Raw genomic sequence first — 25,112 nt, forward strand, 5'->3', positions numbered from 1 at the left:
GTCCGGAAAATTGGGTGTCAATGACCCGCGGCTCCGTTCGAGCCGGTCTTGAGCCGATCCTTCGGAAGACCTGCGCCGAGGTGACAGTTCACGGCGGTGCAGGCCGGAAACACTGCCGCGAAGTGTCAACTCGCGCCCCTCAGCATGCCCAGGTGTGATGGAACTGTAAGCCCCGGCAGCGCTTGTCGGGGCGCGCCGGTCCCGGATTTGACGCTAGTTTGGTACCCATGACGTCTTCCGATGCCGCATTGGCCCAACTGTTGAGCGACGCCCGCACCTGGGCAGCGCAGGACCCGGATCCCGCGACCGCCGCCGCGCTGACCGAGCTGGTCCGCCTTGCCGACGAGGGAATTGCAGGAGCCCGCCAGGAGCTGGCGGACAGCTTCAGCGGCACGCTCCAGTTCGGCACCGCTGGGCTGCGCGCGGCCCTCGGCGCCGGGCCGAACCGGATGAACCGCGTCGTGGTCCGCCGCGCCGCGGCCGGCCTCGCCGCATTCCTCGGGAGCGCCGTCGAGCAGGCCGCCCAGGGGACCCGGCCGCGCGCCGTCGTCGGCTACGACGCCCGCTACAACTCGGACATCTTCGCCGAAGAGACCGCCGCCATCTTCACCGCCGCGGGCATCGAGACCTTCCTGATGCCGGCCGCGCTGCCCACGCCGCTGCTGGCCTATGCGGTCCGCGCCCTGGACTGCGACGGCGGCGTGATGGTCACCGCCAGCCACAACCCGCCGCAGGACAACGGCTACAAGGTCTACCTCGGCCGCTACGCCGTCGAGGAAAGCGGCCGCGGGGCCCAGATCGTGGCGCCTTACGATGCGCTCATCGCCGCCCGGATCGACGCCGTCGGCGAACTGGACTCGATTAACCTGGCTGCCGACGGCTGGACGGTGCTGGATCCCTCCATCGCCGCCGACTATGAAGCCGCCGTGGCCGGGCTCGCGCTGCCGGAGCGCTTCCCGGCCCGCGAGCTGAAGATTGTGCTGACCCCCATGCACGGCGTGGGCGGCGAAACGGCCGTCGCCGTGCTCAAGGCCGCGGGGTTCGCCGACGTCACGCTGGTCGCCGAGCAGGCCGAACCAGACCCCGACTTCCCCACCGTGAACTTCCCCAATCCGGAGGAGCCCGGCGCGCTGGACCTGGCGCTGGAAACGGCCGCGCGGGTTGACGCTGACATTGTGATCGCCAACGATCCGGACGCCGACCGCGCCGCGGTTGCCGCGAAGGACCCGGACACCGGAGCCTGGCGGATGCTGCGCGGGGACGAAGTGGGGGCCCTGCTGGGTGCGCACGTCGTGGCCCGGCTGGCCACGGACGACGGCGCCGGCGCCGCAACCGGCGTCTTCGCCAATTCGATCGTCTCTTCCCGGCTGCTGGCCCGCATTGCCGCCGCCGCCGGCTACGCCCACGAGGAAACCCTCACCGGTTTCAAGTGGATCGCCCGCGTTCCGGGGCTGCTCTACGGCTACGAGGAGGCGCTGGGCTACTGCGTGGCACCGTCACTGGTGCGGGACAAGGACGGCATCTCGGCAGCGGTCCTGATCGCCGAGCTCGCCGCCGCCGCGAAGGCCGAGGGCAAGACCATCTTTGACACGCTGGACGAGCTCTACCTCGTCCATGGCCTGCATGCGAGCGACCAGCTGAGCATCCGGGTCGCGGACCTGGGCCTGCTGGACGCCATGATGAACCGCCTGCGGGTCAGCCCGCCGGACTCCTTCGGCGGATCCGCCGTCGAAACCGCCGCGGACCTGGCCGAGGGCAGCGAACAGCTCCCGCCCACCGACGGGCTGCTCTACCTGACGAAGGACCGCAGCCGCGTCATCATCCGCCCCAGCGGCACCGAACCGAAGCTCAAGTGCTACCTCGAGGTGATCCGCAGCGTCGGGTCCGCCGCCGAACTGCCGGAGGCGCGGCTCGAGGCCCGCGCGGCCCTGGACGCCGTCCTGGCCGACGTGCGCGAGGCGCTGGGGCTCTAGAGCTCCACTTCGACGAAGCCGTCCGTGATCCGGACGGCGTAGGTGCCCAGGCGCAGTTCCGGGGTGCCCAGGCACTCCCCCGTTCCGAGGTCGTAGACCTCCTTATGCAGCGGCGAGGCCAGCGTGGGCCGGTTCCCGCGCGAGCCCGTGATGCCGCGGGCCATAACGTGGGCGCCGGTGGCCGGGTCGGCATGCTCGACGGCGAAAACCGCACCGGCCGCCGTGCGGATCACGGCGAGCTGGTGCCCGGCGATCAGCGCGGCCTCGCCCCAGCCGGGCTCCAAATCCGCGACCGCGCACACCCGGTGCCAGGCTGTTCTGCCTCCACCGGCGGTTCGCTCCACGAAGCTGCGGGCTGCGCTTTCCAGTACGGCTGTCATGTCCGGCCCCTCTCAAAGATTCCTGGCCACGGCTGCGGCCATGCCCCCACGCTAGGCCCGCGGTGTTTCAACGACGTGCTGCCAATGTGTCCGGCGCGTAAAAGGGAGCTCACTCGGCCCGAAACGCAGCCGTGATGCAGAAGTTAAGACTACGAAACAAAAGGGAAACTGAAGCGAAACTGCCCGTCCCTAGGCTGAACGGACCAGCCGATCGACGCTGCTGAACGCAGCCGTCCATCGATGCAGCTGGATCGAACCGTTGCAGAGCACCGCCTGCGGCCCAACGAAAGGCCACCCGTGACCGGACAGACCGCCAGCCCCGAAAACGCTTCTCCCCGGCCGGAGTCCCGGCAGATCCCCCGCCGCGTCGTCGTCGCCGGCGGCGGACCCGCGGCGCACCGCTTTGCCGAGGCCATGCACGCCCGCGGCCTCGACGGCTGGCAGGTCACCGTCCTCACCGAGGAAGCCCACCTGCCCTACGACCGCGTCGCGCTCAGCAAAGCGCTCACGGACGGCGACGTGGACCTCACCCTGGGCAGCGCGTCGATGTGGGAGCACCCCGGCCTCACACTCATGACCGGCGAGCGCGTCACCGGCATCGACACCGCAGCGAAAACCGTGGTGACCGCCGCCGGCGCCGCCTACCCGTACGACGAGCTGGTGGTCGCGACCGGCTCCGACGCCGCCCGGCTGCCCATCCCCGGCGCCGAACTCACCCACGTCTACCGAACCCTCGAGGACGTCCGGGCCATCAACCAGGCGATCGCGGACCTCACCGCAAAGCTTGGCCGCCGGGTCAACGCCGTCACGATCGGCGGCGGGCTGCTGGGCCTCGAATCCGCAGCCGGCACCGAACAGCTCGGCGCCGTACCGATCGTCATCAACGGCTCGCCCTGGCTGATGAACACCCAGCTGGACGAGGGCGCCGGGCAGGCGCTCGGCCGGCTCATCGAGGCTAAGGGCTTCACCGTCCACGGCGGGGTCTTTCCCGCCGAGGTCCTGGCCGACGACGCCGGCCAGGTCACCGGGGTCCTGATGGCGGACGGCCGCACCATCGATGCCGACATCGTGATCGTCGCGATCGGCGTCAAGCCCCGCGACGAGCTGTTCCGGGCCGCCGAGGCTGCGCAGCAACTGTTCGAGCTCGGCCCGCGCGGCGGCGTCGTGATCTCCGACGACTGCTCCACGGAGGTACCCGGCGTCTGGGCGATCGGCGAGGTGGCCAACTTCGGCGGCATGTGCCTGGGCCTCGTGGCACCAGCCAACACGATGGCCGAAATCGTCGCGGACCGGCTGCACGGCGGCGATGCGACCTTCCCGGGGTTCGATACCGCCACCAAGCTGAAGCTCTCCGGCGTCGACGTCGCCAGCTTCGGCGACGCCTTCGCAAAGACCGAGCATGCGCTCGAGATTGTGTACGCGGACCCGGCCCGCGGCGTCTACCAGAAGATCGTCACCACGGACGACGCCAAGACGCTCCTCGGCGGCATCTTCGTCGGCGACGCCACCCCCTACACCTCGCTGCGCCCCATGCTCGGCCGGGAGCTGGCCGCGGAACCGGGCGCCTACCTCACCGCGGCCGGCGGCAGCGGGGGCGAAGCCTTGGAGGCCGAACTGCCGGACGACGCCATCCTGTGTTCCTGCAACAACGTGGCAGCCGGAACCATCCGCGACGCCGTCAACGGCTGCGGCGCCTGCGAGGGCAGCGCCCCGGTCCGGGAACTCGGTGAACTCAAGGGCTGCACCCGTGCCGGGACCAGCTGCGGTTCCTGCGTCCCAATGCTCAAGAAGCTGCTCGAAAGCGAACTCACCAAGTCCGGCGTCGAGGTCTCCAAGGCACTGTGCGAACACATCGAGCTGTCCCGGCAGGAACTCTTCGACGCCATCCGTGTCCTGGAACTGGCCTCCTTCGAGGAAATCATGGCCAGGTACGGCAGCGGCGACGGCTGCGACATCTGCAAGCCCACCATCGCGAACATCCTGGCCAGCCAGAACAGCGCCTACGTGCTCGACGCCGGCCGCGGCACCCTGCAGGACACCAACGACCGCGCCCTCGCCAACATGCAAAAGGACGGGACCTACTCGGTGGTTCCCCGCATCGCCGGCGGCGAGATCACCCCGAAGAAACTCGGCGTGATCGCAGCCGTAGCCGAGCAGTACGGCCTCTACACCAAGATCACCGGCGGCCAGCGGATCGACATGTTCGGTGCCCGGCTGGAGCAGTTGCCGGAAATCTGGAAGCTGCTCGTGGACGCCGGGTTCGAATCCGGGCAGGCGTACGGCAAGAGCCTGCGCACCGTGAAGTCCTGCGTCGGCTCCACCTGGTGCCGCTTCGGAGTCCAGGACTCGGTGGCCATGGCCATCCGGCTCGAGCTGCGCTACCGCGGCCTGCGCAGCCCGCACAAGCTGAAGATGGGCGTTTCCGGCTGCGCCCGTGAATGCGCCGAGGCCCGGGGCAAGGACGTGGGCGTGATCGCCACCGCGGACGGCTGGAACCTCTACGTCGGCGGCAACGGCGGGGCCACGCCGGCACACGCCCAGCTGCTGGCCAAGGACCTCGACGACGAAACCCTTGTCCGGTACATCGACCGGTACTCCATGTACTACATCCGCACCGCCGACCGCCTGCAGCGCACGGCACGCTGGCAGGAAGAGCTCGACGGCGGCATCCGGCACGTCGAGGACGTGGTGGTGCACGACACCCTGGGCATCGCCGAAGACCTTGAGGCCGCCATGGCCAAGCACGTTGACACCTACGTCGACGAGTGGGCCGACACCCTGAAAGACCCCGAGCGGCTGCGCCGCTTCCGGTCCTTCGTCAACGCCCCGGACCAGAAGGACGATTCCATCACCTTGGTCCCCGACGAACGCGGCCAGATGCGCCCCGCCACTGCGGAAGAGAAGCGCTCCCGGCTGATCGCCACGACCATCCCCGTCAGGTCGGCCGGTCCCGCCGCCGGCGAACCCACCGAAAGCAGGGTCTAAGCATGCAACTCAGCATCGAACTCACCGGCCGGACTGTCCTGGTCGCCGGCTCCGACGCCGCCGCACGGCAGGCCGTCCTGCGCTACCGGGCCGCCGGAGCCGTAGTCGGCCGCCTCACCGGCCCGGATGCCCCGGCGGTCGTGGGTCCCCTGCCCTTCCTGATCGCCGCGGTCGACGACGGGCAGCCCGGCTGGGCAGCACGACTGGACCGGTTCCGCGCGGCCGGGGTGCCGGTCGCCGCCGAGCCCGCCGCCGGCGCAGCCGGCCAGGTCACCCTGGTGGGCGGCGGACCGGGGACCACCGAGCTGCTGACCGTGGCGGCCGTGACGGCGCTGCGGGACGCCGACGTCGTGTTCTACGACCGCCTCGCCCCGTACCAGGAACTGCCATCGCTGACCACGGCGGAGCTGGTGGATGTGGGCAAGCGGCCCGGCCACCACAAGGTCAGCCAGGCGGGCATCGAGGAGCTTATGGTCGATGCGGCCCTGGCCGGAAAGAACGTGGTCCGGCTCAAGGGCGGGGACCCGTACGTCTTTGGCCGCGGCGGCGAGGAAGTGTCCGCCTGCGTGCGGGCGGGCATAGCCGTGCGCGTGGTCTCGGGAGTCACCAGTGCCATCTCGGTTCCCGCGGCGGCCGGCATCCCGGTCACGCACCGGGACGTCAGCCACCTGTTCACCGTGGTCTCCGGCCACGCCCCGCTGACCGAGGACGAACTGCGGCACCTCGCCGGCCTCGGCGGAACGATTGTGGTCCTGATGGGCATCGGCACGCTACACCACCTCGCCGCGGGCCTGCGCCGCGCCGGGATGCGCCCGGACATGCCGATGGCCGTCGTCGAACGCGGCTACCGCCCGGGCCAGCGGACCACCATCGCCGAGCTGGGCAGCATCACGACGGCGGCTGCGGGCTGCAGCAACCCGGCCGTGCTGGTGATCGGCGAGGTGGTGAGGGTGGCCGAGGCCAACCGGGGCTGCGCCGAGGCTGCAGCAGAGCTGGACCTGCTAGCCGCGTCCCTGACGGGGGCGTGAGCGCCGTGAGTGCACTGGAAGCCGCGGCCGCCACCGCCGCTCCGGGCAGGGAAGATGCCGGCGGGGAGGCAGCGGAGAAAACCGAACTGCCGCTGGAGGGCTTCCGGATTGGGGTAACCTCCCACCGCCGCTCCCAGGACCTGATCGAGGCCCTGGAACGGCGCGGCGCCGAGGTACTGCACGCCCCGGCGCTGAAGATCGCCCCGGTACAGGAGGACCAGAGCCTGATCGAGGACACCCGCGCCATCATCGCGGCCCGGCCGGAGCTCTGCATCGCCACCACTGCCTACGGCATGCGCCGCTGGTGCGAGGCGGCAGACACGTTCGGCATCGGCGAGCAACTGCTGGAAACCCTCGGCGCCACCCGGATGTTCGTCCGCGGGCCCAAGGCCCGCGGCGCCGTCCGCGCCGCCGGTCTGGCCGACGTCGGGATCAGCAGCGACGAGACCACCGCGACGCTCGTGAACATGCTGCTCACCGAGGGCGTTCGCGGCAAGACCGTGGCGGTGCAGCTGCACGGTTACACCGATGTCCGCCAGCTGGAACGGCTGCGGATGTCCGGCGCGAACGTCATGACGGTCACGCCTTACCGCTGGGTCAAGCCCGACGGCGCGGACCGGCTGCCGAAGCTGATCGAGGCGGCCTGCGCCGGCAACCTGGACGTGCTGACCTTCACGAGTGCCCCCGCCGTCGACGCCCTGTGGAGCACCGCGCATGAGATGGGCCTCTACAAGCAACTCATCGAGAGCCTGAAAACCACGGTGGCCACCGCCGTCGTCGGGCCCATCACCGCCCAGCCGCTGCTCGACGCCGGCGTGCAGCCGCTCGTTCCGGAGCGGTTCCGGATGGGCGCCCTGATCCGGCTGGTCTGCGAACACCTGGCCCTGAACCACGTGCGGCGGCTGGATACCGCCGCGGGCGCGGTGGAGCTGCGCGGCCGCTCGCTGCGGATCGACGGGGAGGCCGTGGAGCTGGCACCGGCACCTCTCCTGCTGCTGCGCGCACTGCTGGGCGCCGGCGGGGCCGTGCTGTCCCGCGAGGCGCTCTCCGAACTGCTGGAACTGCGCGGATCGGTCCACGCCCTGGACATGACCGTCAGCCGGCTCCGCTCCGCGCTGCCGGACGGGTCCCTGGTGGAGACGGTGGTCAAGCGCGGCTACCGGATCCGATTGTGACCCACGGCATTACCGACTGGTAACAACTGGCGAACGAACCTCGAAAATACCGCAACACCGCGGTAACCTCCGCGAAAAAACGGCCCCCTACGCTGGGGAACATCAAGAACACGGGCCACATCCGGCCCACCAGCGAAAGGGCCAGCACATGTCCGTTACGGAAGCGTCCGCCATCTCCACCGTGTCCGCCACCTCCCAGACCCGGCCGCGGATCGTCGTTGCCGGAGCCGGCCCGGCGGCCCAGGCCCTGGTCCGGCAGCTGACCCGGACCCCGTTCGCCGGCGGCATCACGGTCCTCAGCAACCGCGACGACGCGCCGGAGGAGCTGCTGGAACTCGCCGCCCTGCCCCAGGTCTCGGTCCGCTTCGGGCAGCCAGCCAGCTTCATCGACGCGGTGGAGCGGCGGGTCACCACCGCGGACGGCCTCGAGTTCAGCTACGACCAGCTGGTGATCGCCACCGGTTCAACCCCGGCCCTGGCGCCGCTCGAGGGCGCGGGCCGCTGCCTGAGCTACTCCACGATCGATGACGCCACCCGCCTCGGCGACGCCGTCAAGGACGTCACCCGGGTCCTGGGGCGCCGGCCGCTGGGCATCCTGGTGGGCACCGGCACCGCGGCGGGCCAGGCCGAGGCGGTCCTCAGGGCCCGCGGCGTCCGGCCCGTCCGCACCACGCTGCGCCCGGCCGCCGTCGTCCCCACCCTCGCCGGCTCCGCGCTGCCCGCCGCCGGGATCGTCTTCGAGGACGGCTCCCGCATGAATGGGGACCTCGTGGTCCTCGCCGAAGAGCGCATTGCCCGCGACAGCCTCGCGGCCACCGCCGGCCTGGCCACGGCGCCCCAGGGCGGGATCGTGGTGGGTACGGACTACCGCACCTCGGTGCCCGGAATCTGGGCCATCGGCGACGCGGCGGCGTACGACGGCGTCCGGCTCGGCCTGCTGGTCGCCGCCGGTTCCGCCGCCGGAGTCTGCGCCGCGGCACTGCTGCAGGCGTCCCTCGCGGAGCCCCTCGCCCAGGCGGCATAGGCCGGACCGCCGCCGGCGCAGTTATGGCAAGATGGTGCACTGAGAAGCCACGACACACGCCGTGTCAGCAGGCCGGGCCGGGCATGAACCAGGTCCGCCAGGAAAGGGACCACCATGAGCAACGAAGCCACCACGGCTGCCGGCGCGGCCGGCACCGAGCGCGCGGGCACCGCCGGAAACACTGCCGCGAACACTGCCGGCAACATTGCCGCGTACATCGACCACACCCTGCTCAAGCCGGAGGCCAGCGAGGCCGAGGTCCTCAAGGTCTGCGCCGAGGCGGCCGAATACCAGTTCAAGTCCGTCTGCGTGAACCCCATCTGGGTCAAGGCCGTCAAGACCGCGCTGAGGGGTTCCGGCGTGCTGACCTGCTCCGTGATCGGCTTCCCGCTGGGCGCCACGCCGAGCGACGTCAAGGCCTTCGAGGCACGCGGCGCCGTGCTCGACGGCGCCGACGAGATCGACATGGTGATCAACATCGCCGCGGCACGCGCCAACGACAAGGGCGCCCTGGTCGATGACATCCGCGCCGTGGCCGAGGCCGTGCACGCCGGCGGCGCCATCCTCAAGGTCATCATCGAGACCGCACTGCTCGACGACGCCCAGAAGGTGCTCGCCTGCGAGGCCGCCGTCGAAGCGGGCGCGGACTTCGTGAAGACCTCCACCGGATTCAACGGCGGCGGGGCCACGGTGGAAGACGTCACCCTGATGCGCCGCACCGTGGGTCCGGACCTCGGTGTCAAGGCCTCGGGCGGCGTGCGTTCCCTCGCCGACGCGCAGGCTATGATTGCTGCAGGTGCAACACGTATTGGCGCCAGCTCCGGCATCGCGATCGTCAAGGGCGAACAGGGTTCGTCCGCGTACTGACCGCTGGCCGGCCGCAGCCGCTGCCGCCACAGTTTTTGAGCCCCGCGGGGCCGAGGAGGAACGAATGTCCAGCAACAACACCAAGACCCGTCGGGGCGAGAGCAACCTGGCATCCAGCGTCGTGCTGTTTGTCGTGATGATGGCCCTGTTCTTCGGCGCCCTGTACTCGCTGTCCTTCCTCAGCCTGGGCAACCCCTGGCCGATGGCCGCCTGCCTCATCCTGTTCGCCCTCGCGTTCTGGATCCCGCAGACCATCACCGGCCGCTCGGATTCCGCCGGCGAGAGCTAAATAGTCGCTTAAACAACTGAAGCCCCGGTTCGCCGGGGCTTCAGTCATTTAAGCGGCGTGCGCCGCCGTCGGGCTTTAGCCTCCGACGACGGCGAGCACGCGGTTGACCAGCGCGGTCCCCAGCGCGAGCGCGGCCGGGAAGTGGCCCTTGGCGACGGCGAGGCCGGCGGAGAACATGCCGATCATCGCGTAGGCGCTGACCGGGATCAGCACGAACCATTCGCGCCGCGAGCCGGCCCGGCCCAGCAGCGGGATGGAGAACGCCCCGTTGGCTTTCCAGACGTCCTTGACCAGCGGCAGCCTGCGCAGGACCTTCGGCGGTTTGACCACGAGCGGCCACAGCAGCGGCACTCCCCCGGTGGTGATCATGTCCCCCACGATGTGCACCAGGACGCCGGTGAGCATCGACACCGGCAGCCAGGACCACTGATGCGGCGCGAACCAGGTCACCAGCCCCGCCATCACCAGCGCGAAGACCCAGTTGCTGATCCAGCCGTACTTGGGAAACAGCTTCAACGCCTTCGCGGCGATGTTGATCATGAACATGCACAGCAGCCCGGCGCCCACGGACAGCAAGCCCCAGTCCGTCTGCAGCTGGAGCTGCCCGGCCATAGCCGCGAGCAGCACGAAGAACGCCGCGCCGATGACCGAATGCGTGCCCTGGCGGTGGCCGCCCGAGGCGTTCTCGATTCCCACGGCGATCAGGTTCGAGAGCGGCGGCAGCGCGTGCGCCACCGTGCTTGAGCGGTGGTCCCAGTCGCAGACCAGCGCCGTGCCCGCCGTCGCCATCCCGCCGATCACGATCCCGGTGGGATCCAGCGGATACCAGCCCAGCGCGTACGGGCCGGTCGAGGCAATAGCCACCCACGCCGCGGCCCCGGACGCGGCGTGGTGTCCTCCCATCACGGCTTACCCGACCGAGAGCGGGACGTCTGAGAAGATCGCCTCGATCACACCGTTGGCCCAGGCCAGGATCTCGGCGTCCTGCAGGTCGCGGCCGCCGATCCGGGCCGTCTTGGGCTTGGGGATCAGCACCGCATCCAGGGCCGGCTTCGCCTGCGAGCCCGGGTACATCCGGGCCAGCCGCATCAGCTTGGACTCCGGCAACTGGGCCGGGGAGAACTTGATGAAGTTGCCCTGCAGGGCGACGTCGGTCAGACCGGCCTCGCGCGCACCCACGCGGAAGCGGGCCACGGCCACCAGGTTCTTCGCCGGCAGCGGCAGCTCGCCGTAACGGTCCACGAGCTCGGCCTCGACCTCGTCGATCGCCTCGTTGCTCAGCGCCGCAGCCAGCTTCCGGTAGGCCTCCAGCCGCAGCCGTTCGCCCGGCACGTAGTCGTGCGGCAGGTGCGCATTGACCGGCAGTTCGATCTTCATCTCAGCGGCCTTCTCCTCGGCCTCGCCGCGGTAGTCGGCCACTGCCTCGCCGACCAGCCGGATGTAGAGATCGAAGCCGACGCCCTGGATGTGGCCGGATTGTTCGCCACCGAGCAGGTTGCCCGCGCCACGGATCTCCAGGTCCTTCATGGCCAGCTGCATGCCGGCGCCGAGTTCGTTGTGCGTCGCGACCGCCTTGAGCCGTTCCAGCGCCACCTCGCCCAGCGGTTTTTCCGAGGGGTAGAGGAAGTAGGCGTAGGCCCGTTCCCGCCCGCGGCCCACGCGCCCGCGCAGCTGGTGCAGCTGGGAGAGCCCGTATTTATCCGCCCCGTCCACAATCAGGGTGTTGGCGTTGGAGATGTCCAGGCCGGTCTCGATGATGGTGGTGCAGACGAGCACATCGAAGCGCTTCTCCCAGAAGTCCACGATGATCTGCTCCAGCCGGCCCTCGGACATCTTGCCGTGTGCCACCTCGACACGGGCCTCCGGGACCAGTTCGCGGATCTTCGCCGCCGTGCGTTCGATCGTGGAAACCCGGTTGTGCACGAAGAACACCTGCCCCTCGCGCATCAGTTCGCGCCGGATCGCGGCCGAGGTCTGCTTGTCCGTGTACGGGCCCACGTAGGTGAGCACCGGGTGCCGCTCCTCAGGCGGGGTGGCCAGGGTGGAGGTCTCCCGGATGCCGGTCAGGGACATCTCCAGGGTGCGCGGGATGGGGGTGGCGCTCATGGCCAGGACGTCCACGTTGGTGCGCATCTTCTTGAGCGCTTCCTTGTGCTCGACGCCGAAGCGCTGCTCCTCGTCCACGATCACCAGGCCCAGGTCCTTGAACGCGAAGTCCTTGGACAGCAGCCGGTGCGTGCCGATCACGACGTCCACCGCACCGCTCTTCACGCCCTCGGCCGTCTCCTTGGCCTCCTTGGCGCCCTGGAAGCGGGACAGCGGCTTGACCCGCAGCGGAAAGCCGGAGAAGCGTTCGGTGAAGGTCTCATAGTGCTGCTGCGCCAGCAGCGTGGTGGGCACCAGCACGGCCACCTGTTTGCCGTCCTGCACGGCCTTGAACGCGGCCCGGACGGCGATCTCGGTCTTGCCGTAGCCGACGTCGCCGGAGACCAGGCGGTCCATGGGGATCTCCCGTTCCATGTCCGCCTTGACCTCGTTGATGGTGGTCAGCTGGTCCGGCGTCTCCACATAGGGGAAGGCCTCCTCCAGCTCGCGCTGCCAGGGGGTGTCCGGGCCGAAGGCGTGGCCGCGGGAAGCCATCCGGGCCGAGTACAGCCGGATCAGCTCGCCTGCGATCTCCTTGACGGCCTTGCGCGCCTTGGACTTGGTGCTGGCCCAGTCCGAGCCGCCCATCTTGCTCAGGACCGGGGTGTCGCCGCCGACGTAGCGTGTGACCTGGTCCAGCTGGTCGGTGGGGACGAACAAGCGGTCACCGGGGGCGCCGCGCTTGGAGGGCGCGTATTCGAGCACCAGGTACTCGCGCACGCCGTCGCCCCCGCCGGCGACCTTGCGCTGGATCAGCTCGACGAACCGGCCGATGCCGTGCTGTTCGTGCACGACGAAGTCGCCCGCCAGCAGCTGCAGCGGGTCCACGGCGTTCCGCCGCTTGGACGGCATCCTGCGCATGTCCTTGGTGGAGCCGGCGGAGGTGCGGCCCAGCAGGTCGGCCTCGGTCAGCAGGGCCACCTTCAGCGTGTCCAGGACGAAGCCGCGTCCGACGGCGGCGGTGGTCACCTCGATCAGGCCGGGCTGCGGCTCGGCGTCGAGCGACTCCACCCGGGCGCACGGGATGTCGTTGTCGTGGAAGAGCTCGGCGAGGCGCTGCGCCGGGCCGGGGCCCTCGGTGGCGACGACGATCCGCCACTGCTCCCGCACGTGCGAGCCGATGAAGTCCATCATCTCGGCCACGTCGCCCTGGTAGCCGCGCGGTTCGCGGGCGTGCAGGTTCAGCACGTCGATCTCGGGCAGCAGCTCCTCGTCGCTCGCGAGGGAGGTGATGGACCACCAGGACACCCCGTGGGCCAGTGCCGTGCTGCGGGTTTCGCCGAACGAGCGGAAGCTCGCCGAGTGCAGCGCCGCCGAGGCCGCGGAACTCAGGTCCAGCGGAGCGGTCCCGCCTTCGGAGGCCGTGGACCAGGCCGCCTCGAGGAACTCCTCGTTGGTGGCGGCGAGGTCGTGGGCGCGGGTGCGGACCTTTTCCGGTTCGATCACCACGGAGATGGAGCCCGCCGGGAACTGGTCCAGGAACGGCACCATGGATTCGACCAGCACCGGGGCCAGGGACTCCATGCCTTCGACGGCGATCCCGCCGGCGATCTTCTCCAGCATGTCCGCCGCGGCGGGCAGCTCGGCCTTGAGCGTCGCGGCCCGGGACATGACCGAGGGCGTGATGAGGATTTCGCGGCACGGCGGGGCGTGCAGTTCGGTGGGGTGGTGCACGCCGGGCGCGGTCAGCGAGCGCTGGTCGGCGACGGCGAACCAGCGCATCTGTTCGACCTCGTCGCCAAAGAACTCCACCCGGATCGGGTGGTCTTCGGTGGGCGGGAAGACATCCAGCATGCCGCCGCGGACGGCGAATTCCCCGCGCCGGGTGACCATGTCCACCCGGGCGTACGCGGCGGCCGCCAGGTTCTTGACGACCTCGCCGAACGGAACCTCCTGGCCCACGCTGAGCGTCACCGGAACGAGCTCGCCGAGCCCTGCCACGATCGGCTGGACCACGGCGCGGACGGGTGCGACGACGACCCGCAGCGCGCCGCCGCCGGCGGCTTCAGGGTGCGCGAGGCGGCGGAGCACGGAGAGGCGGCGGCCGACGGTATCGGAGCGCGGCGAGAGCCGCTCGTGCGGCAGGGTCTCCCAGCTGGGGAATTCCGCCACCGAGCCCGTCGGCAGGAAGGCGCCCAGCGCGGCGGCGAGGTCTTCGGCCTCGCGGCCGGTCGCGGTGACGGCCAGCACCACCGGCGCGCCGCCGTCGGGAGCCCCGCCGTCGGACGCGTTACCCGCCGCGAGTCCGTCGGCCATCTCCGCGAGCAGCGCGGCGCGCAGGCCTGCCGGGGCGCTGATCTGGTAATCCTCGCCGCGGGCCGTGAAGGGCCGCGACGCTGCGGCCTGCACCCGGGCGAAAGTCGCGTCCTCGGCGAGGACACGCCGCAGACCGGAAAGAGAAGGGCCGTTGTGGCTCATGGCGGGAACTCCTGAAGTGATCACGGACATGCAGGCAACACGAATACCCGAAATTCGCAAGAATCCCGGGTACTTCCAGCCTACCGCGACCCGGCGGGGGCCCGGCACCCGGGACTAAGCTGGCAGGACGGACGCCGTTGGCTGGACTCCCGTCCGGGCTTGCAGTCCAGCCGGGCCGGCGCTCCGAATGGCTTATATCCGCAATGACGAAGGAGCCACCCATGAACGGCAGCCCACACGCCACCAATCCGAAGACCGTGCTGGTGACCGGCGCCACCGGCTACATCGGCGGCCGGCTGGTCCCCCGGCTGCTCGAGGCCGGCCACCGGGTGAAGGTCCTGGTCCGCACCCCGGCGAAAATCGCCGGCGTCCCGTGGCTGGAGCAGGTCGAGGTGGTCCAGAGCAGCCTCGACGACGGCGCGGCGCTGCAGGAGGCGCTCACCGGCGTCGACGTGCTCTACTACCTGGTCCACTCGATGGCCGGCGGCGCCGGTTTCGAGGCCAAGGAAAAGGCAATGGCGCAGACGGCGGCGAAGGCTGCCGCCGGGGCCGGCGTGGAGCGGATCGTCTACCTCGGCGGACTGCACCCCTCCGGCGCCGAGCTCTCCACCCACATGCGTTCACGTGAGGCGGTGGGCAAGGTCTTCCTCGACGGACCGGTGGACGCGATCGTGTTCCAGGCGGGCGTGGTCATCGGGTCCGGCTCGGCCTCCTTCGAGATGATCCGGCACCTGTCCGAGACCCTGCCGGTGATGCCGGCGCCCAGCTGGGTGCGGAACAAGATCGAGGCCATCGCGGTGCGGGACGTGCTGCACTACCTCGTCGGCGCGGCCTCGCTGGAGGGCAGCATCAACCGCACCTTCGACATCGGCTCACGGCAGGTGCTCAGCTACGCCGGGATGATGCAGCAGTACGCGGCGGAGGCCGGGCTCCCGCACCGGGTGGTGCTGGCCCTCCCCATCCCGGCGCCCAAGCTGGCAGGCATGTGGGTGGCGCTGACCACGCCGATCCCGCTGTCCATGTCGCTGCCGCTCGTGGAGTCGCTGCAGCACGATGCGGTCTCGCGGGAGCATGACATCGACGCCTACATCCCGTTGCCCGAGGGTGGCCTGACCCCCTACCGGCGCGCCGTGGCCCTGGCCCTGGGCAGGGAACGGGACGGGCAGGTGGAGACCACGTGGGCCAACGCCGGCGCCGACGCCGACCCGCTGCCCAGCGACCCGGAGTGGGCCGGCCACCGCGTCTACGTCGATGAGCGCAGCTATTCCAGCTCGGTTGACCCTAAACACGTCTGGACCATCATCGAGGGCATCGGCGGCCGCAACGGCTGGTATTCCATGCCGCTGGCGTGGAGCGTGCGCGGCTGGCTGGACAAGCTCACCGGCGGGGCGGGCCTGGCGCGCGGGCGGCGGCACCCGCACCTGCTGGCTGAAGGCGAGGTGGTGGACTGGTGGCGGGTCGAGCGGATCGACCGCGGCCGGCTGCTCCGGCTGCGCGCGGAAATGCGCGCCCCCGGCCGGGCCTGGCTGGAACTCTCAGTGGAACCCGAGGGCGCCGGCAGCCGCTACCGGCAGCGGGCCATCTTCTTCCCCAAGGGCCTCAGCGGCAAGCTCTACTGGCTCGCAGTATTGCCGTTCCACAGCCTGATTTTTCCCGCCATGTCGCGGAACATAGCGGCGGCGGCGCAACGCCTCGCAGAGACGGAGCGAGAGAGGGGGCGAGAGACGGAGCGAGAGAGGGGGCCGGCGACGGGGCCAGAGGCCGAATCGGAACCGGCGAGGCCCAGCGCGTAGGATGTTGGGAGCCCGAAATGACCAGCTAGACCCCATGGAGGACCCCCAATGGCCCTGAGTGCATCCACCACCCTGCCGCACAGCGTCGAGAGCGTCACGGCAGTTTTCGTCAATGAGGACTTCCTGCGCCACACCAGCGAGCTCGTCGGCGGAACCCTCGAATCGTTCACCCTCGACGGCGACCCGGCCGGTGCCTTCAACACCACCACCGTCCGCACCATCCCGACCAACCGGATGCCGGACCTGGCCCGCAAGTTCGTGGGCGAGAGCCTGAAGGTCACGCAGCTGGAGAGCTGGGGCGCCCCGGAGGCCGACGGCTCGCGGCAGAGCAACATCTCGCTGAAGGTTGCCGGCGCCCCGCTGGACGTCAACGCCGTGCAGCGGCTCGTCGCCGAGGGCGGCAGCACCCGGATCGAGCTGGAGGGCACCGTCACCTCGTCCGTGCCGCTGCTGGGCGGGAAGATCGCCGACGCGGCCGAGCCGATGGTCGGCAAGGCCCTCAACATCCAGTCGACGCAGGCCCAGGCCTGGCTCGAAAGCCACTAGGCGATGGAGCTGCCCGCCGCCCTCGCCGTCGTCCTGATTGTGGCCGGCGTCTGGTCCCTTGCCGTCTGGCCCCAGTTCCTACGCCGGGTCATGAAAGACCCGAGGGCGCGCGACGCCGCCGGCAAGGCCACCCGGTTCCTGACCGTCCACGTCGTGCTGGTCAGTGTCTCGATGCTGCTCGGCGCGGCGACGGCGGCCATCGGGATCGCGGGCCTGCTCGGCTGAGCCGGGTGCCTGCGCGGGCACCCTGCGGCGCGGGCACCCTGCGGCGAGGCCGCAAACGAACGCGGACAAACGAACGCGGTTACAAACGAACGCGGCCGCCGGTTATCCGGCGGCCGCGTTCGGCGTTTGAGCGATCAGGTGTGAACGCGGTCGGCGTCCCGGCGACCGCGGTTACAGTCCTACCCGGCGGCTTCCTGCGCCGCGACCGCCTGGCCGAGGGCGTCCTCGGCGGCGACCCAGGAGAGCATCGCGCACTTCACCCGGGCGGCATACCGGGACACGCCTTCGAAGGCCGCCGCGTCGCCCAGGATCTCGGGATCGGCCGGGACCTTGCCGCGGGAGCGCAGCACCTCCCGGAAGCTCTCGATCACGCTGTGCAGCTCGTCCGGGTCCAGGCCCTCGGCGAGGTCGGTCAGCACGGAGGCGGAGGCCATCGAGATCGAACAACCCTCGCCGTCCCAGCGCAGCTCACTGACCATTCCGCCGGCCACCGAGACCCTCATTGTGATTTCGTCGCCGCAGACCGGGTTGAGCTGGTGCGACTGGCCGCTGCTGGCGCCCTCGGGCACGCCGGCGCCGGCCAGGCCGCTGCCGTGCCGTGCCTTCGAGTGCTCCAGGATGATCTGTTGGTACAACTGGTCAAGACTCATGCAGTGCCGTCCTCAGGCTTGGAAGTATCCGCGGACCCCGGCGACGGCGTCGAGGAACGCGTCGACGTCGTCCGTGGTGTTGTACAGGTAGGTGCTGGCCCTCGTGCTCGCCGTGAGCCCGAGCCGGCGGTGCAGCGGCTGGGCGCAGTGGTGTCCCACGCGGACGGCGATGCCGCGGCTGTCGAGGAACTGCCCGACGTCGTGCGCGTGCACCCCGGCGACGTCGAACGCGGCCAGCCCGATCCGTTCCTCGCCCGCCGCCGGACCCAGCACACGGATCCCGGGGATGGCCTCCAGCCCCGCCACGAGCCGCTGGCCCAGTTCCGCTTCCCAGGCGTGGATCCGCGCGAGCCCGGTTTCGCTGAGGTAGTTGGCCGCCGTGGCGAGCGCCACTGCCTGCGAGATTTTCTGGGTGCCCGCCTCGAAACGTTGCGGGCTGGGCAGGAACGCGGCGCGCTCCATGGTGACGGTGGTGATCATGGAACCGCCGGTCAGGAACGGCGGCATCGCGTTGAGCAGCTCCGAGCGCCCGTAGAGGCCACCGATCCCGGTGGGGCCGAGCATCTTGTGCCCGGAGAACACGGCGAAGTCCACGTCCAGGGCCTTGACGTCGAGCGGAAGGTGCGGCGCTGACTGGCAGGCATCCAGCACCACGAGGGCGCCGACGCTGCGGGCCAGCGAGACCAGCGTGTCCACCGGGTTGATCGTGCCGAGGACGTTGGAGGCGTGGGTGAAGGCCAGCACCCGGGTACGGCCGCCGATCAGCTTGGCGGCGGCTTCGAGGTCCAGGGCGCCGGCGTCGTCCACCGGGATGTACTTCAGCACGGCTCCGGTACGGGCCGCGAGTTGCTGCCAGGGAATCAGGTTGGCGTGGTGCTCCATCTCGGTGACCACGATCTCGTCGCCGGCGGCGAGCGCGAAGCGGGCGGCCTCAGCCGGGGCGCCGGGCAGTGAGGCGTTCAGGAAGGAGTAGCTGAGCAGATTCAGGCCCTCGGTGGCGTTGGAGGTCCAGATCAGCTCGTCCGGGTCCGCGCCGATGAAGGCCGCCACGGTCTCGCGCGCGTCCTCGAACGAATCGGTGGCTTCCACCGCAAGGTAATGCGCGCCGCGGTGCACCGCAGAGTTCCGCTGCTCGTAGAACTCCTGCTCCGCTTCCAGCACGCTGAGCGGATTCTGCGAGGTGGCACCGGAATCCAGGTAGACGAGAGGGTGCCCGTTGACGGACCGGTGCAGGATCGGGAAGTCGTTGCGGATCCGCGTGACCTCCTCGTTGCCCAGCGCCGTGGCTGAGCTGAGGAGATGGGCTGGGGTGGCAACCATGGGCAGTAACTCCTGGATCGGTTTTCGCTGGGGCGTAGCGGGGACGCCGCAGCGGGCGGCCCTATTACGTCACGCAGATTAGACCTAATTATCCCACGTTCCCGAAGTACCGGGTTTCGGCCCCGTCCCAGGACATCAAATGCCCCGCCGGGGTGCTTGGCGCCCTGGCGGGGCATTGATTCGAACGGTTGCCTCTTTGAACATTTGCCCCGTCTACGGAGGCCGGCGCGGTGTTCGTTGCCGCGCCCCGGCGGTTCCCCCGACTTTCCGTGCTGCAGACCGTAAAAAGGGAGCCGGCGGCGGCTGGGGGGAGAGCCTCGGTCTCAGAAGGCTCTGACGCCGCCGGCTCCGTCTATGGGGTACGGCTGCCAGTTGCGGCACCGTACGGTTCCAATGAAGGAGTTCGGATGTGGGAGGGATCGACGCAAACACCGTTTCCGGTGGCAGCTGCGGTTGCCCGCATTCCAATACCGCCCTTTAGTCATTAATTTTAGGACCTTTTGAGTCATTCCCGGGACTGACTTAAGTCAATCGTGAGGGCCCAATCTGCACACGAGTAGGGTTTACCCGACTTCTACCCCTTTCCGGACAGCTGCACTACTTGGCCATACTCGTCCGGCTTCGGTCCCACGCGCCTGATACGCACGCGGACAGGCGGCGCCGGCGGAAAATGCGTGGATTTGCGCGGTGAATCATCTCAGTACCTGCGGATACGGATTTCAGGGCAGGTCAAGATCTTTTTGGATTTCCACGAGTTCGCCGCGGCGGCTGACACCGAGCTTTCCGAAGATCCGGTACAGGTGCCCTTCGACGGTCCGCTGTGAGACGGTGAGCTTGGCCGCAATTTCTGCGTTCGTGTCTCCGCCAACCACCAGCTTGAGGATCTCGGCTTCCCGGGCGGTGAGTTCGGCGCGGTGTTCACCGTGGACCATGTTCAGCTGGCCCGACATGCCGGCCGCGACCATTCGGCGGTGGACCTTGCGCTGCACGGCGGTGAGCTTCCACTTCTCCGGATCGTTCTCCAGCAGGCGTGCGGCCTGTTGCGCGGATTCGAGGGCCAGCAGCAGATGCCCGGCGCCCGCCGCCTGGTCGCTGAGCGCCGTGAGCCCGGCCGAATCCGCGGCCGTGACGGCGAGCGCGTAGGTCCGTAGCAGGCGCGCCTCCGGTACGTCGACGGCGCCGCTGCTGGCGGCGAGCGCAGCGGCTGCTGTGGTGTCGCCGCCGCGGAGGGCCAGCCGGCGGATATCGGTCTCGACGGCCCGGAGTCCCTGCCGCTGAGCCTCGTCTGCGAGCCGGCCCAGTTCGAGGCGCGCCTCGTCGGCGGCCCGGCCGGAGCCCTGTTCGGCGGCGGTGCAGTAGGCCTCGGCGAGGAGCCGCAGCGTGTCCGGCGACCGGTAGGCGGCGCTGCGGAATGCCTGCGCCTGCTCCGCGGCCTCACCGGCGTGCCCGACGGCGGAGGCGGCGTACGCCGTCAGTGCGCTTGCGAAGGCGGACAGTTCCCAGGGGTCGGCGATCTGGAGTTCCTCGATGCCGAGCAGCAGCTCCGCCAGGCTTTCCGGGACCCGCCCCTGCCGCAGCCGGGAGTAGCCGCGCATCACGTGCAGCATTCCGCCGCTGTACACCAGCCGGGAGGCCATGTTCGAAGAATAGTCGTCCAGGACCGACGCGAGCTCCTCCCACTCCCCGGCCCGGATCAGGCTCAGACAGTACCGCGCCAACACGTCCTCGTAGACCAGGGGAAGCGCGTGGCCCTCCTGGCGCACCTCGCGCCACGCTCCCCGGACCAGGGCCAGTCCTTCCAGCACCCGGCCCTGGGCGGTCCAGACCTCGGCAAGCCGGGCCTCCGCTGGGATCCGGATTTCCGCATTGACGCCGGCGGCGACGATCAGCTCCTGAAGCATCCCCTGGAGCTCGGCGGTTCTGCCGTCCCAGTCCTCGAGCCAGAGCGCGGAGGCGAGTCCCACGCTTGCCTCCTCCTGCGCCGGCTGATCCGGGCCGCCGGGAACCGGTTCCCCGGAGCCTTCCCCGCGCGGCACATCGAGACCTTCCGCTGCGGTTCCGAGCCGGGCAGCGAGGCGGGCAGCCAGGTAGGACTCCCGGCCGTACTTCAGCGGTTGCGCAGCCTCGAGCAGCTCGGCGGCCTCCCCGAGGCGTCCGAGGATGTAGCTCGAGTAGGCCAACTGGATCTTGGCCTCCGAGAGGAATGGGCCCTCCGGAACGGAGCCCGCCGCCCGGATCGCGGTCTCGGCGTCCAGGCCGGCGTTGGCGGCCGCAGCGGCCGCGAGCAGTTCCGGGGCGGGCAGTTCCGCTCCTGAATCCAGCGACCAGCGGAGCTGGTTCAGCGCAGCATCCGGGAGCACGGCGCCCACCCAGGGAAGGGCCAGGAGACTGGATCTCAGGCTGGCGCTCCGGCCCGCGGGGACGCGCCGTCGGATGATTTCGCCGATGAGCGGGCTGGCCGGCCTGACGATGCGGTCCAGGTCCCGAGAGACCGTGATGATCCCGGCCATCTCGAGCGCGTCAACGGCCCGCGGACTGCTGAACCTAAGAATCTGGCCCAGCGATAGCGGCCCGGCCAGGGAAACGATGGCCGCGGCGGTTCTCTCCTCCGCTGACATGGAACGGAGCTGGTGGTCCACCAGGTCCGCCGCCGGAACATCGCCAAGGTCCGGCGGAGCCAACAGAAACCACGTTCCGCGGCGGTTTCCGATCGCGCCGGTATCGCGCGCATGGTCTATCAGCGAGATCAGCATGAACGGATTGCCTCCGGTCACCGCGGAAAACAGTTCGCTTACCCACGGAGACACGTCGGCCCGCAGCACTTGTTCGCAGAGCTGGTGCACCTCGGCACGGCTCAGAGCCGCGAGATCAAACTTTGAGATGAGTCCGTCGCCCCACAGGGCCAGGAACTCCTCCGGGACCAGAAGGCCCGGGCGGCAGGCGGCCAGCACCCGCGCCGCGCCCGTGGCTACCGCCTGCGCGATCAGCTGGACGGTCCCCGGGTCCAGGTGTTGGGCGTCGTCGATCACGAACAGCGCGAGGGCCGGCTCGGATCTCAGGCTGGCAGTAACCGCCCCGAGCACCGCCGCATAGGAATCGAGATCGTGGTCCGCCAGGCCTGCCAGATAGGGCGTCAGCGCCCCGAATCGGACTGCCGCGAGCGCAGGTGTCGCGGCGAGGCGGATCACGGATCCCTGCGGCCTGAGCTCCGCCAGAACGGCCTTGACGACGACGGTCTTCCCCGACCCGGCGCCGCCGACAATCAGGGCCCCGGCCCTTCCCTCGTCACGCAGGCAGTGGACGATATCCCGGACGACACCGGATCGACCGATCAACGTGGCGGAATCAGTCAGGCTTTCCACACGATGCCTTTCGCGCCGTCGTCGGCCGGTCCCGGAGGCCGGTTCTGTCTCTGTGCCGCTCAGCCGATGCGGGCGCTCGCCGCCGGGGCCGAGATAACGTCCTTAAGCTCCGCCCGGCTCGCAACATGGAGTTTCGAGTACACCTGGTACAGGTGGCCTTCCACGGTGCGGACCGAGACGTGCATCTGTTCCGCGATCTTGCGGTTGGAAGTTCCGGCCGCGGCCCGAACAGCCACTTCGCACTCCCGGGCCGTCAGGGTTGAGGTGGTCAGCGAGTGCAGACCGTTCCCCGGGCTTCCGAACCGGTCGTCGAGGGACTGTTCGGTGCGCTGCGAGAGGCGAAGCGCGATCCGGTTACCGGATTCGTTGGCGCAGAACACCGCCCTTCGCGCCACGTCGCGGGCGAAGAGAGCGTTACCGGCTGCGTCCGCATCTTTGGCGACCGCCAGCAGCTGCTCGCTGGCGCTGTCCTTCACTCCCTCCGCCAGGCGCAGGCACAGCTGGGCGAAGTGCCCGGTGACCTGGGCGGCGAGGCCCTCAAGCTTCTGGCATAGCTGGCGGTCTCCGAGCCTGGCCGCCGCGGACAGGAAGAGCAGCCCGGTGGCCGGGGAGCCGGCGTCCGCCTCGCTGGATGCCTCGGCGACGAGGGATCGGATGGCGGCGGCGCGTTGGCCGAGTTCAGCCAGTGCGCCGAGCTCAAAGTAGCGGGTCACCCGGCCCACCAACCAGGAGCCAGGGCGCTGCGGCTGCGCCACTTCGGCGAGCAGCAGGCTGGCTTTCTCCTCGTTGCCGGCGAGCGCCGCCGCGTACGCACAGGCGGCCGTTGCCAGGCCGGACAGCCCGTCCGGATCCTGAGTCCGGAGCTGCCGCATCCCGGCTTCCAGCCACGGAATGGCTGTCTCCAGGCGCCCGGCATGAAGATCGATGACGCCCTGGCCGATTTCGAACATCCCGCCGAGGCGGGCGTGCGGTTCAACCGTGCCGGATGCGGCCGCGATGAAGGCAGACGCCTCCCGGAACTTAGCGGAAAGGAGCAGCAGCAGCAGGAAACGGCCCCTGATGTCGCGCAGGGTACTGTCCGCCAGCGGGACCGTTGCGGCCGCGGCCATGATCTGTTTTCCCAACGCCATGGCGCCAAGGACATTGCCGCTGACTGCCATCGTCTCGCAGAGCAGGCTCGCGGTGAGAATGCCGGTTTCGCTGCCCAGTTCAGGGTCAAGGTCGGCACGGACTGCCAGGATGTCGTCGTAGCGGCCCTCGAAGGCCGCCAGCTTGACCTCGGCCAGGCGCAGCTGCCGCCGGCCGCGCTCCAGCGTGGCCGGATCTTCCGCCGTCTGGTTCTCCGCCGGTTCAGCGGAGAGACGCTCCCGAACCGTTCGCAGCCTGGCCCGGGCATCGGCCGCAGTGGCGGGGCTTCGGCGCTCCAGCTCGGCCCGGAGAAGCTGCAAGGCTATCCACTCGGTCAGCGGGACGTCCTCCCGGGCGTTATCAATTCCGTGGAGGACCCTCCGCGCTGGCTCGTTGTTGTTGAGCGCGAGGTGGGCCCGAACCGTTTCGACGGCCGCCGCGGCGAGCGCCTCGGATCGATCGATTTCGTGGATGTACCTGAGCGCCGAGACGGGATCCGAAGCGTCGTTGGCCCGGTGCGCGGCCGCCACGGCGGTTTCGACGCTGATCGGCTCTCCGCAGTCCAGCGCCCAGCCAAGGTCCGCGGCTCCCCCGTCCTTTTCTTGGTCGGTGTCCGACAGCACGGCGGTCAGCCGACGGCGGAGCTCGGCGCTACGGCCCGGAGGGACGACGCTGGCGACGATCGACGCGGTGACCGCGTTGGCGACACTGACCATCGGCGGGTGGTCGTGGCTGACCTGGATCAGGGCCCGCTCCTGCAGGTTGTCCATATCCTGCGGATTGAAGATTCTCATCAGCGTCTGCAGCGGAACCGCTCCGGCGAGCGCCAGCAGTTCGAAGACGTCGCGCTGGCCGGGGCTGAGCCTGTTCAGCCGGGCCTTGACCACGTCCCGCACTTCGCCGGTCAGGGCGATCGGACGGCCGTCGAGGACCCAGGAACTGTCCTGCCGGACTATAGTGCCGAGCTTGATCTGTTCCCGCGCCAGCGAATGCAGGAAGAGAGCATTGCCGCCGCTTGCAGTCCAGAGCGCCCTAGCGGCGGAATGCGAAAAGTGCCCCCCGTATTCCTGGTCCAGCGTGGCCGAAGTCTCGGCGAAGTCGAAGGGTTCCAGGTCTACCCGGCGCAGCAGGTCATCCTTCCAGAGCCCCATGATGTCCCCGCCTACGTGGTGCAGGTCCACGCTGGCCGCAAGTAGTGTCACGTGCCCGCCGGCACTGAGTTGGGCCACCATCATGCAGGACAGGTCATCCAGGTCGTGCGCGTTATCCACGAACAGGACGACGCCGCGGCCCTCGGCCTTCGCGTGCAGCAAGTGGGTGAGCCCGCGCAGCACCATCAGGGGGTGCTCCAGGTGCGAGGCGTCCAGGTCGTTGAGGAGTACGCTCAACGCGCCGTAGGGCAGCTTCGAAGCGATGGAGCTCCCCCGGACCTGGACCACCAGGTACTCGTCGCCGAGCTGTTCGAGCGCACGCTGGGCAATGAAGGACTTGCCCGCCCCGTGTTCGCCCACGATCACGACGCCGCACCCTGCCCCCGAAGTCAGGGTCTCGACGATCTCCGAAACGGTTTGCTGTCTAGTGAATGGTTTATCCTGCCGCCCCTGGGTTGTCCGGTGTGTTGCTAAGAGCGCGTCCGTTTTACCGCTGCCAGCAGGCACGCCGGCTTCTTGCTGAAACATGGGAGAGACCTTCGCAATCAATGTTTAACCAGTGATATATCCAAGGTATGGACTGTCTCCGGCAAAGACATCCGTAGGTAGTACTCGATTGCGGTGCGGGTATCGCTCCCGCCTCTACCTGCCTG

Annotated in this window: 17 protein-coding genes; 10 read left to right on the plus strand and 7 right to left on the minus strand. The window is 69.6% G+C overall.

The annotated features are described in order from the left end of the window. Positions 1-227: 227 nt before the first annotated feature. Positions 228-1,973 carry a phospho-sugar mutase gene (locus AC1DK9_RS09300; protein WP_476915735.1) on the plus strand — a complete coding sequence of 582 codons (1,746 nt, stop codon included), beginning with the start codon at positions 228-230 and terminating at the stop codon, positions 1,971-1,973. Here AC1DK9_RS09300 and nirD read toward each other — a convergent pair. Further along, positions 1,970-2,353: a nitrite reductase small subunit NirD gene (nirD, locus tag AC1DK9_RS09305; RefSeq protein ID WP_476861757.1), complete on the minus strand. Its 384-nt coding sequence runs from the start codon at positions 2,351-2,353 to the stop codon at positions 1,970-1,972. The two genes, AC1DK9_RS09300 and nirD, sit on opposite strands and share 4 nt — an antisense overlap. Positions 2,354-2,650: 297 nt before the next feature. Between nirD and nirB the strand changes: the two genes are divergently transcribed. The 6 genes from nirB to AC1DK9_RS09335 all read left to right on the plus strand — a co-directional run bounded on the left by nirB (position 2,651) and on the right by AC1DK9_RS09335 (position 9,721). Continuing rightward, positions 2,651-5,338: a nitrite reductase large subunit NirB gene (nirB, locus tag AC1DK9_RS09310; RefSeq protein WP_476915736.1), complete on the plus strand. Its 2,688-nt coding sequence runs from the start codon at positions 2,651-2,653 to the stop codon at positions 5,336-5,338. 2 nt (positions 5,339-5,340) lie between these two features. Then, positions 5,341-6,366: a uroporphyrinogen-III C-methyltransferase gene (cobA, locus tag AC1DK9_RS09315; protein WP_476915737.1), complete on the plus strand. Its 1,026-nt coding sequence runs from the start codon at positions 5,341-5,343 to the stop codon at positions 6,364-6,366. A 5-nt stretch (positions 6,367-6,371) separates the two neighbouring features. Further along, complete coding sequence (locus AC1DK9_RS09320; RefSeq protein ID WP_476915738.1) at positions 6,372-7,541, plus strand: uroporphyrinogen-III synthase; 1,170 nt, start codon at positions 6,372-6,374, stop codon at positions 7,539-7,541. Positions 7,542-7,689: 148 nt separating this feature from the next. Further along, positions 7,690-8,565 carry an FAD-dependent oxidoreductase gene (locus AC1DK9_RS09325; RefSeq protein ID WP_476915739.1) on the plus strand — a complete coding sequence of 292 codons (876 nt, stop codon included), beginning with the start codon at positions 7,690-7,692 and terminating at the stop codon, positions 8,563-8,565. Positions 8,566-8,679: 114 nt separating this feature from the next. Then, positions 8,680-9,432 (plus strand): deoxyribose-phosphate aldolase, encoded by a 753-nt coding sequence (gene deoC, locus AC1DK9_RS09330; protein WP_476861761.1) that lies wholly within the window; start codon positions 8,680-8,682, stop codon positions 9,430-9,432. A gap of 64 nt (positions 9,433-9,496) precedes the next feature. Further along, complete coding sequence (locus AC1DK9_RS09335; RefSeq protein ID WP_476861762.1) at positions 9,497-9,721, plus strand: hypothetical protein; 225 nt, start codon at positions 9,497-9,499, stop codon at positions 9,719-9,721. A gap of 75 nt (positions 9,722-9,796) precedes the next feature. On the opposite strand, the gene AC1DK9_RS09340 is transcribed toward AC1DK9_RS09335, so the two are convergent. Beyond that, positions 9,797-10,624: a metal-dependent hydrolase gene (locus AC1DK9_RS09340; RefSeq protein ID WP_476915740.1), complete on the minus strand. Its 828-nt coding sequence runs from the start codon at positions 10,622-10,624 to the stop codon at positions 9,797-9,799. Between the two features lie 6 nt (positions 10,625-10,630). Further along, complete coding sequence (gene mfd, locus AC1DK9_RS09345) at positions 10,631-14,284, minus strand: transcription-repair coupling factor (RefSeq protein ID WP_476915741.1); 3,654 nt, start codon at positions 14,282-14,284, stop codon at positions 10,631-10,633. Positions 14,285-14,505: 221 nt separating this feature from the next. Between mfd and AC1DK9_RS09350 the strand changes: the two genes are divergently transcribed. Genes AC1DK9_RS09350 through AC1DK9_RS09360 form a run of 3 tightly spaced genes read left to right on the plus strand, consistent with a single transcriptional unit; the run spans position 14,506 to position 16,848 of the window. After that, positions 14,506-16,077, plus strand: a complete 1,572-nt coding sequence (locus AC1DK9_RS09350; RefSeq protein ID WP_476861765.1) for an SDR family oxidoreductase — start codon at positions 14,506-14,508, stop codon at positions 16,075-16,077. A gap of 48 nt (positions 16,078-16,125) precedes the next feature. Continuing rightward, complete coding sequence (locus AC1DK9_RS09355; RefSeq protein ID WP_476861766.1) at positions 16,126-16,623, plus strand: DUF2505 domain-containing protein; 498 nt, start codon at positions 16,126-16,128, stop codon at positions 16,621-16,623. Between the two features lie 3 nt (positions 16,624-16,626). Then, positions 16,627-16,848: an SCO4848 family membrane protein gene (locus tag AC1DK9_RS09360; RefSeq protein WP_476861767.1), complete on the plus strand. Its 222-nt coding sequence runs from the start codon at positions 16,627-16,629 to the stop codon at positions 16,846-16,848. 179 nt (positions 16,849-17,027) lie between these two features. On the opposite strand, the gene sufU is transcribed toward AC1DK9_RS09360, so the two are convergent. The 4 genes from sufU to AC1DK9_RS09380 form a co-directional block, all read right to left on the minus strand. Then, positions 17,028-17,498, minus strand: a complete 471-nt coding sequence (gene sufU / locus AC1DK9_RS09365) for a Fe-S cluster assembly sulfur transfer protein SufU (protein ID WP_476861768.1) — start codon at positions 17,496-17,498, stop codon at positions 17,028-17,030. 12 nt (positions 17,499-17,510) lie between these two features. Beyond that, on the minus strand, positions 17,511-18,824 hold the full coding sequence (locus AC1DK9_RS09370; RefSeq protein WP_476915832.1) for a cysteine desulfurase: 1,314 nt from the start codon (positions 18,822-18,824) through the stop codon (positions 17,511-17,513). Between the two features lie 713 nt (positions 18,825-19,537). Further along, a complete protein-coding gene (locus AC1DK9_RS09375) occupies positions 19,538-22,180 on the minus strand; it encodes a LuxR C-terminal-related transcriptional regulator (RefSeq protein WP_476861769.1) in 2,643 nt (880 codons plus the stop codon). A 59-nt stretch (positions 22,181-22,239) separates the two neighbouring features. Continuing rightward, entirely contained in the window at positions 22,240-24,987 is a 2,748-nt protein-coding gene (locus AC1DK9_RS09380) for a helix-turn-helix transcriptional regulator (RefSeq protein WP_476915742.1), read from the minus strand. Positions 24,988-25,112: the final 125 nt, after the last annotated feature.

Source organism: Arthrobacter sp. 01T414 (assembly GCF_056398965.1).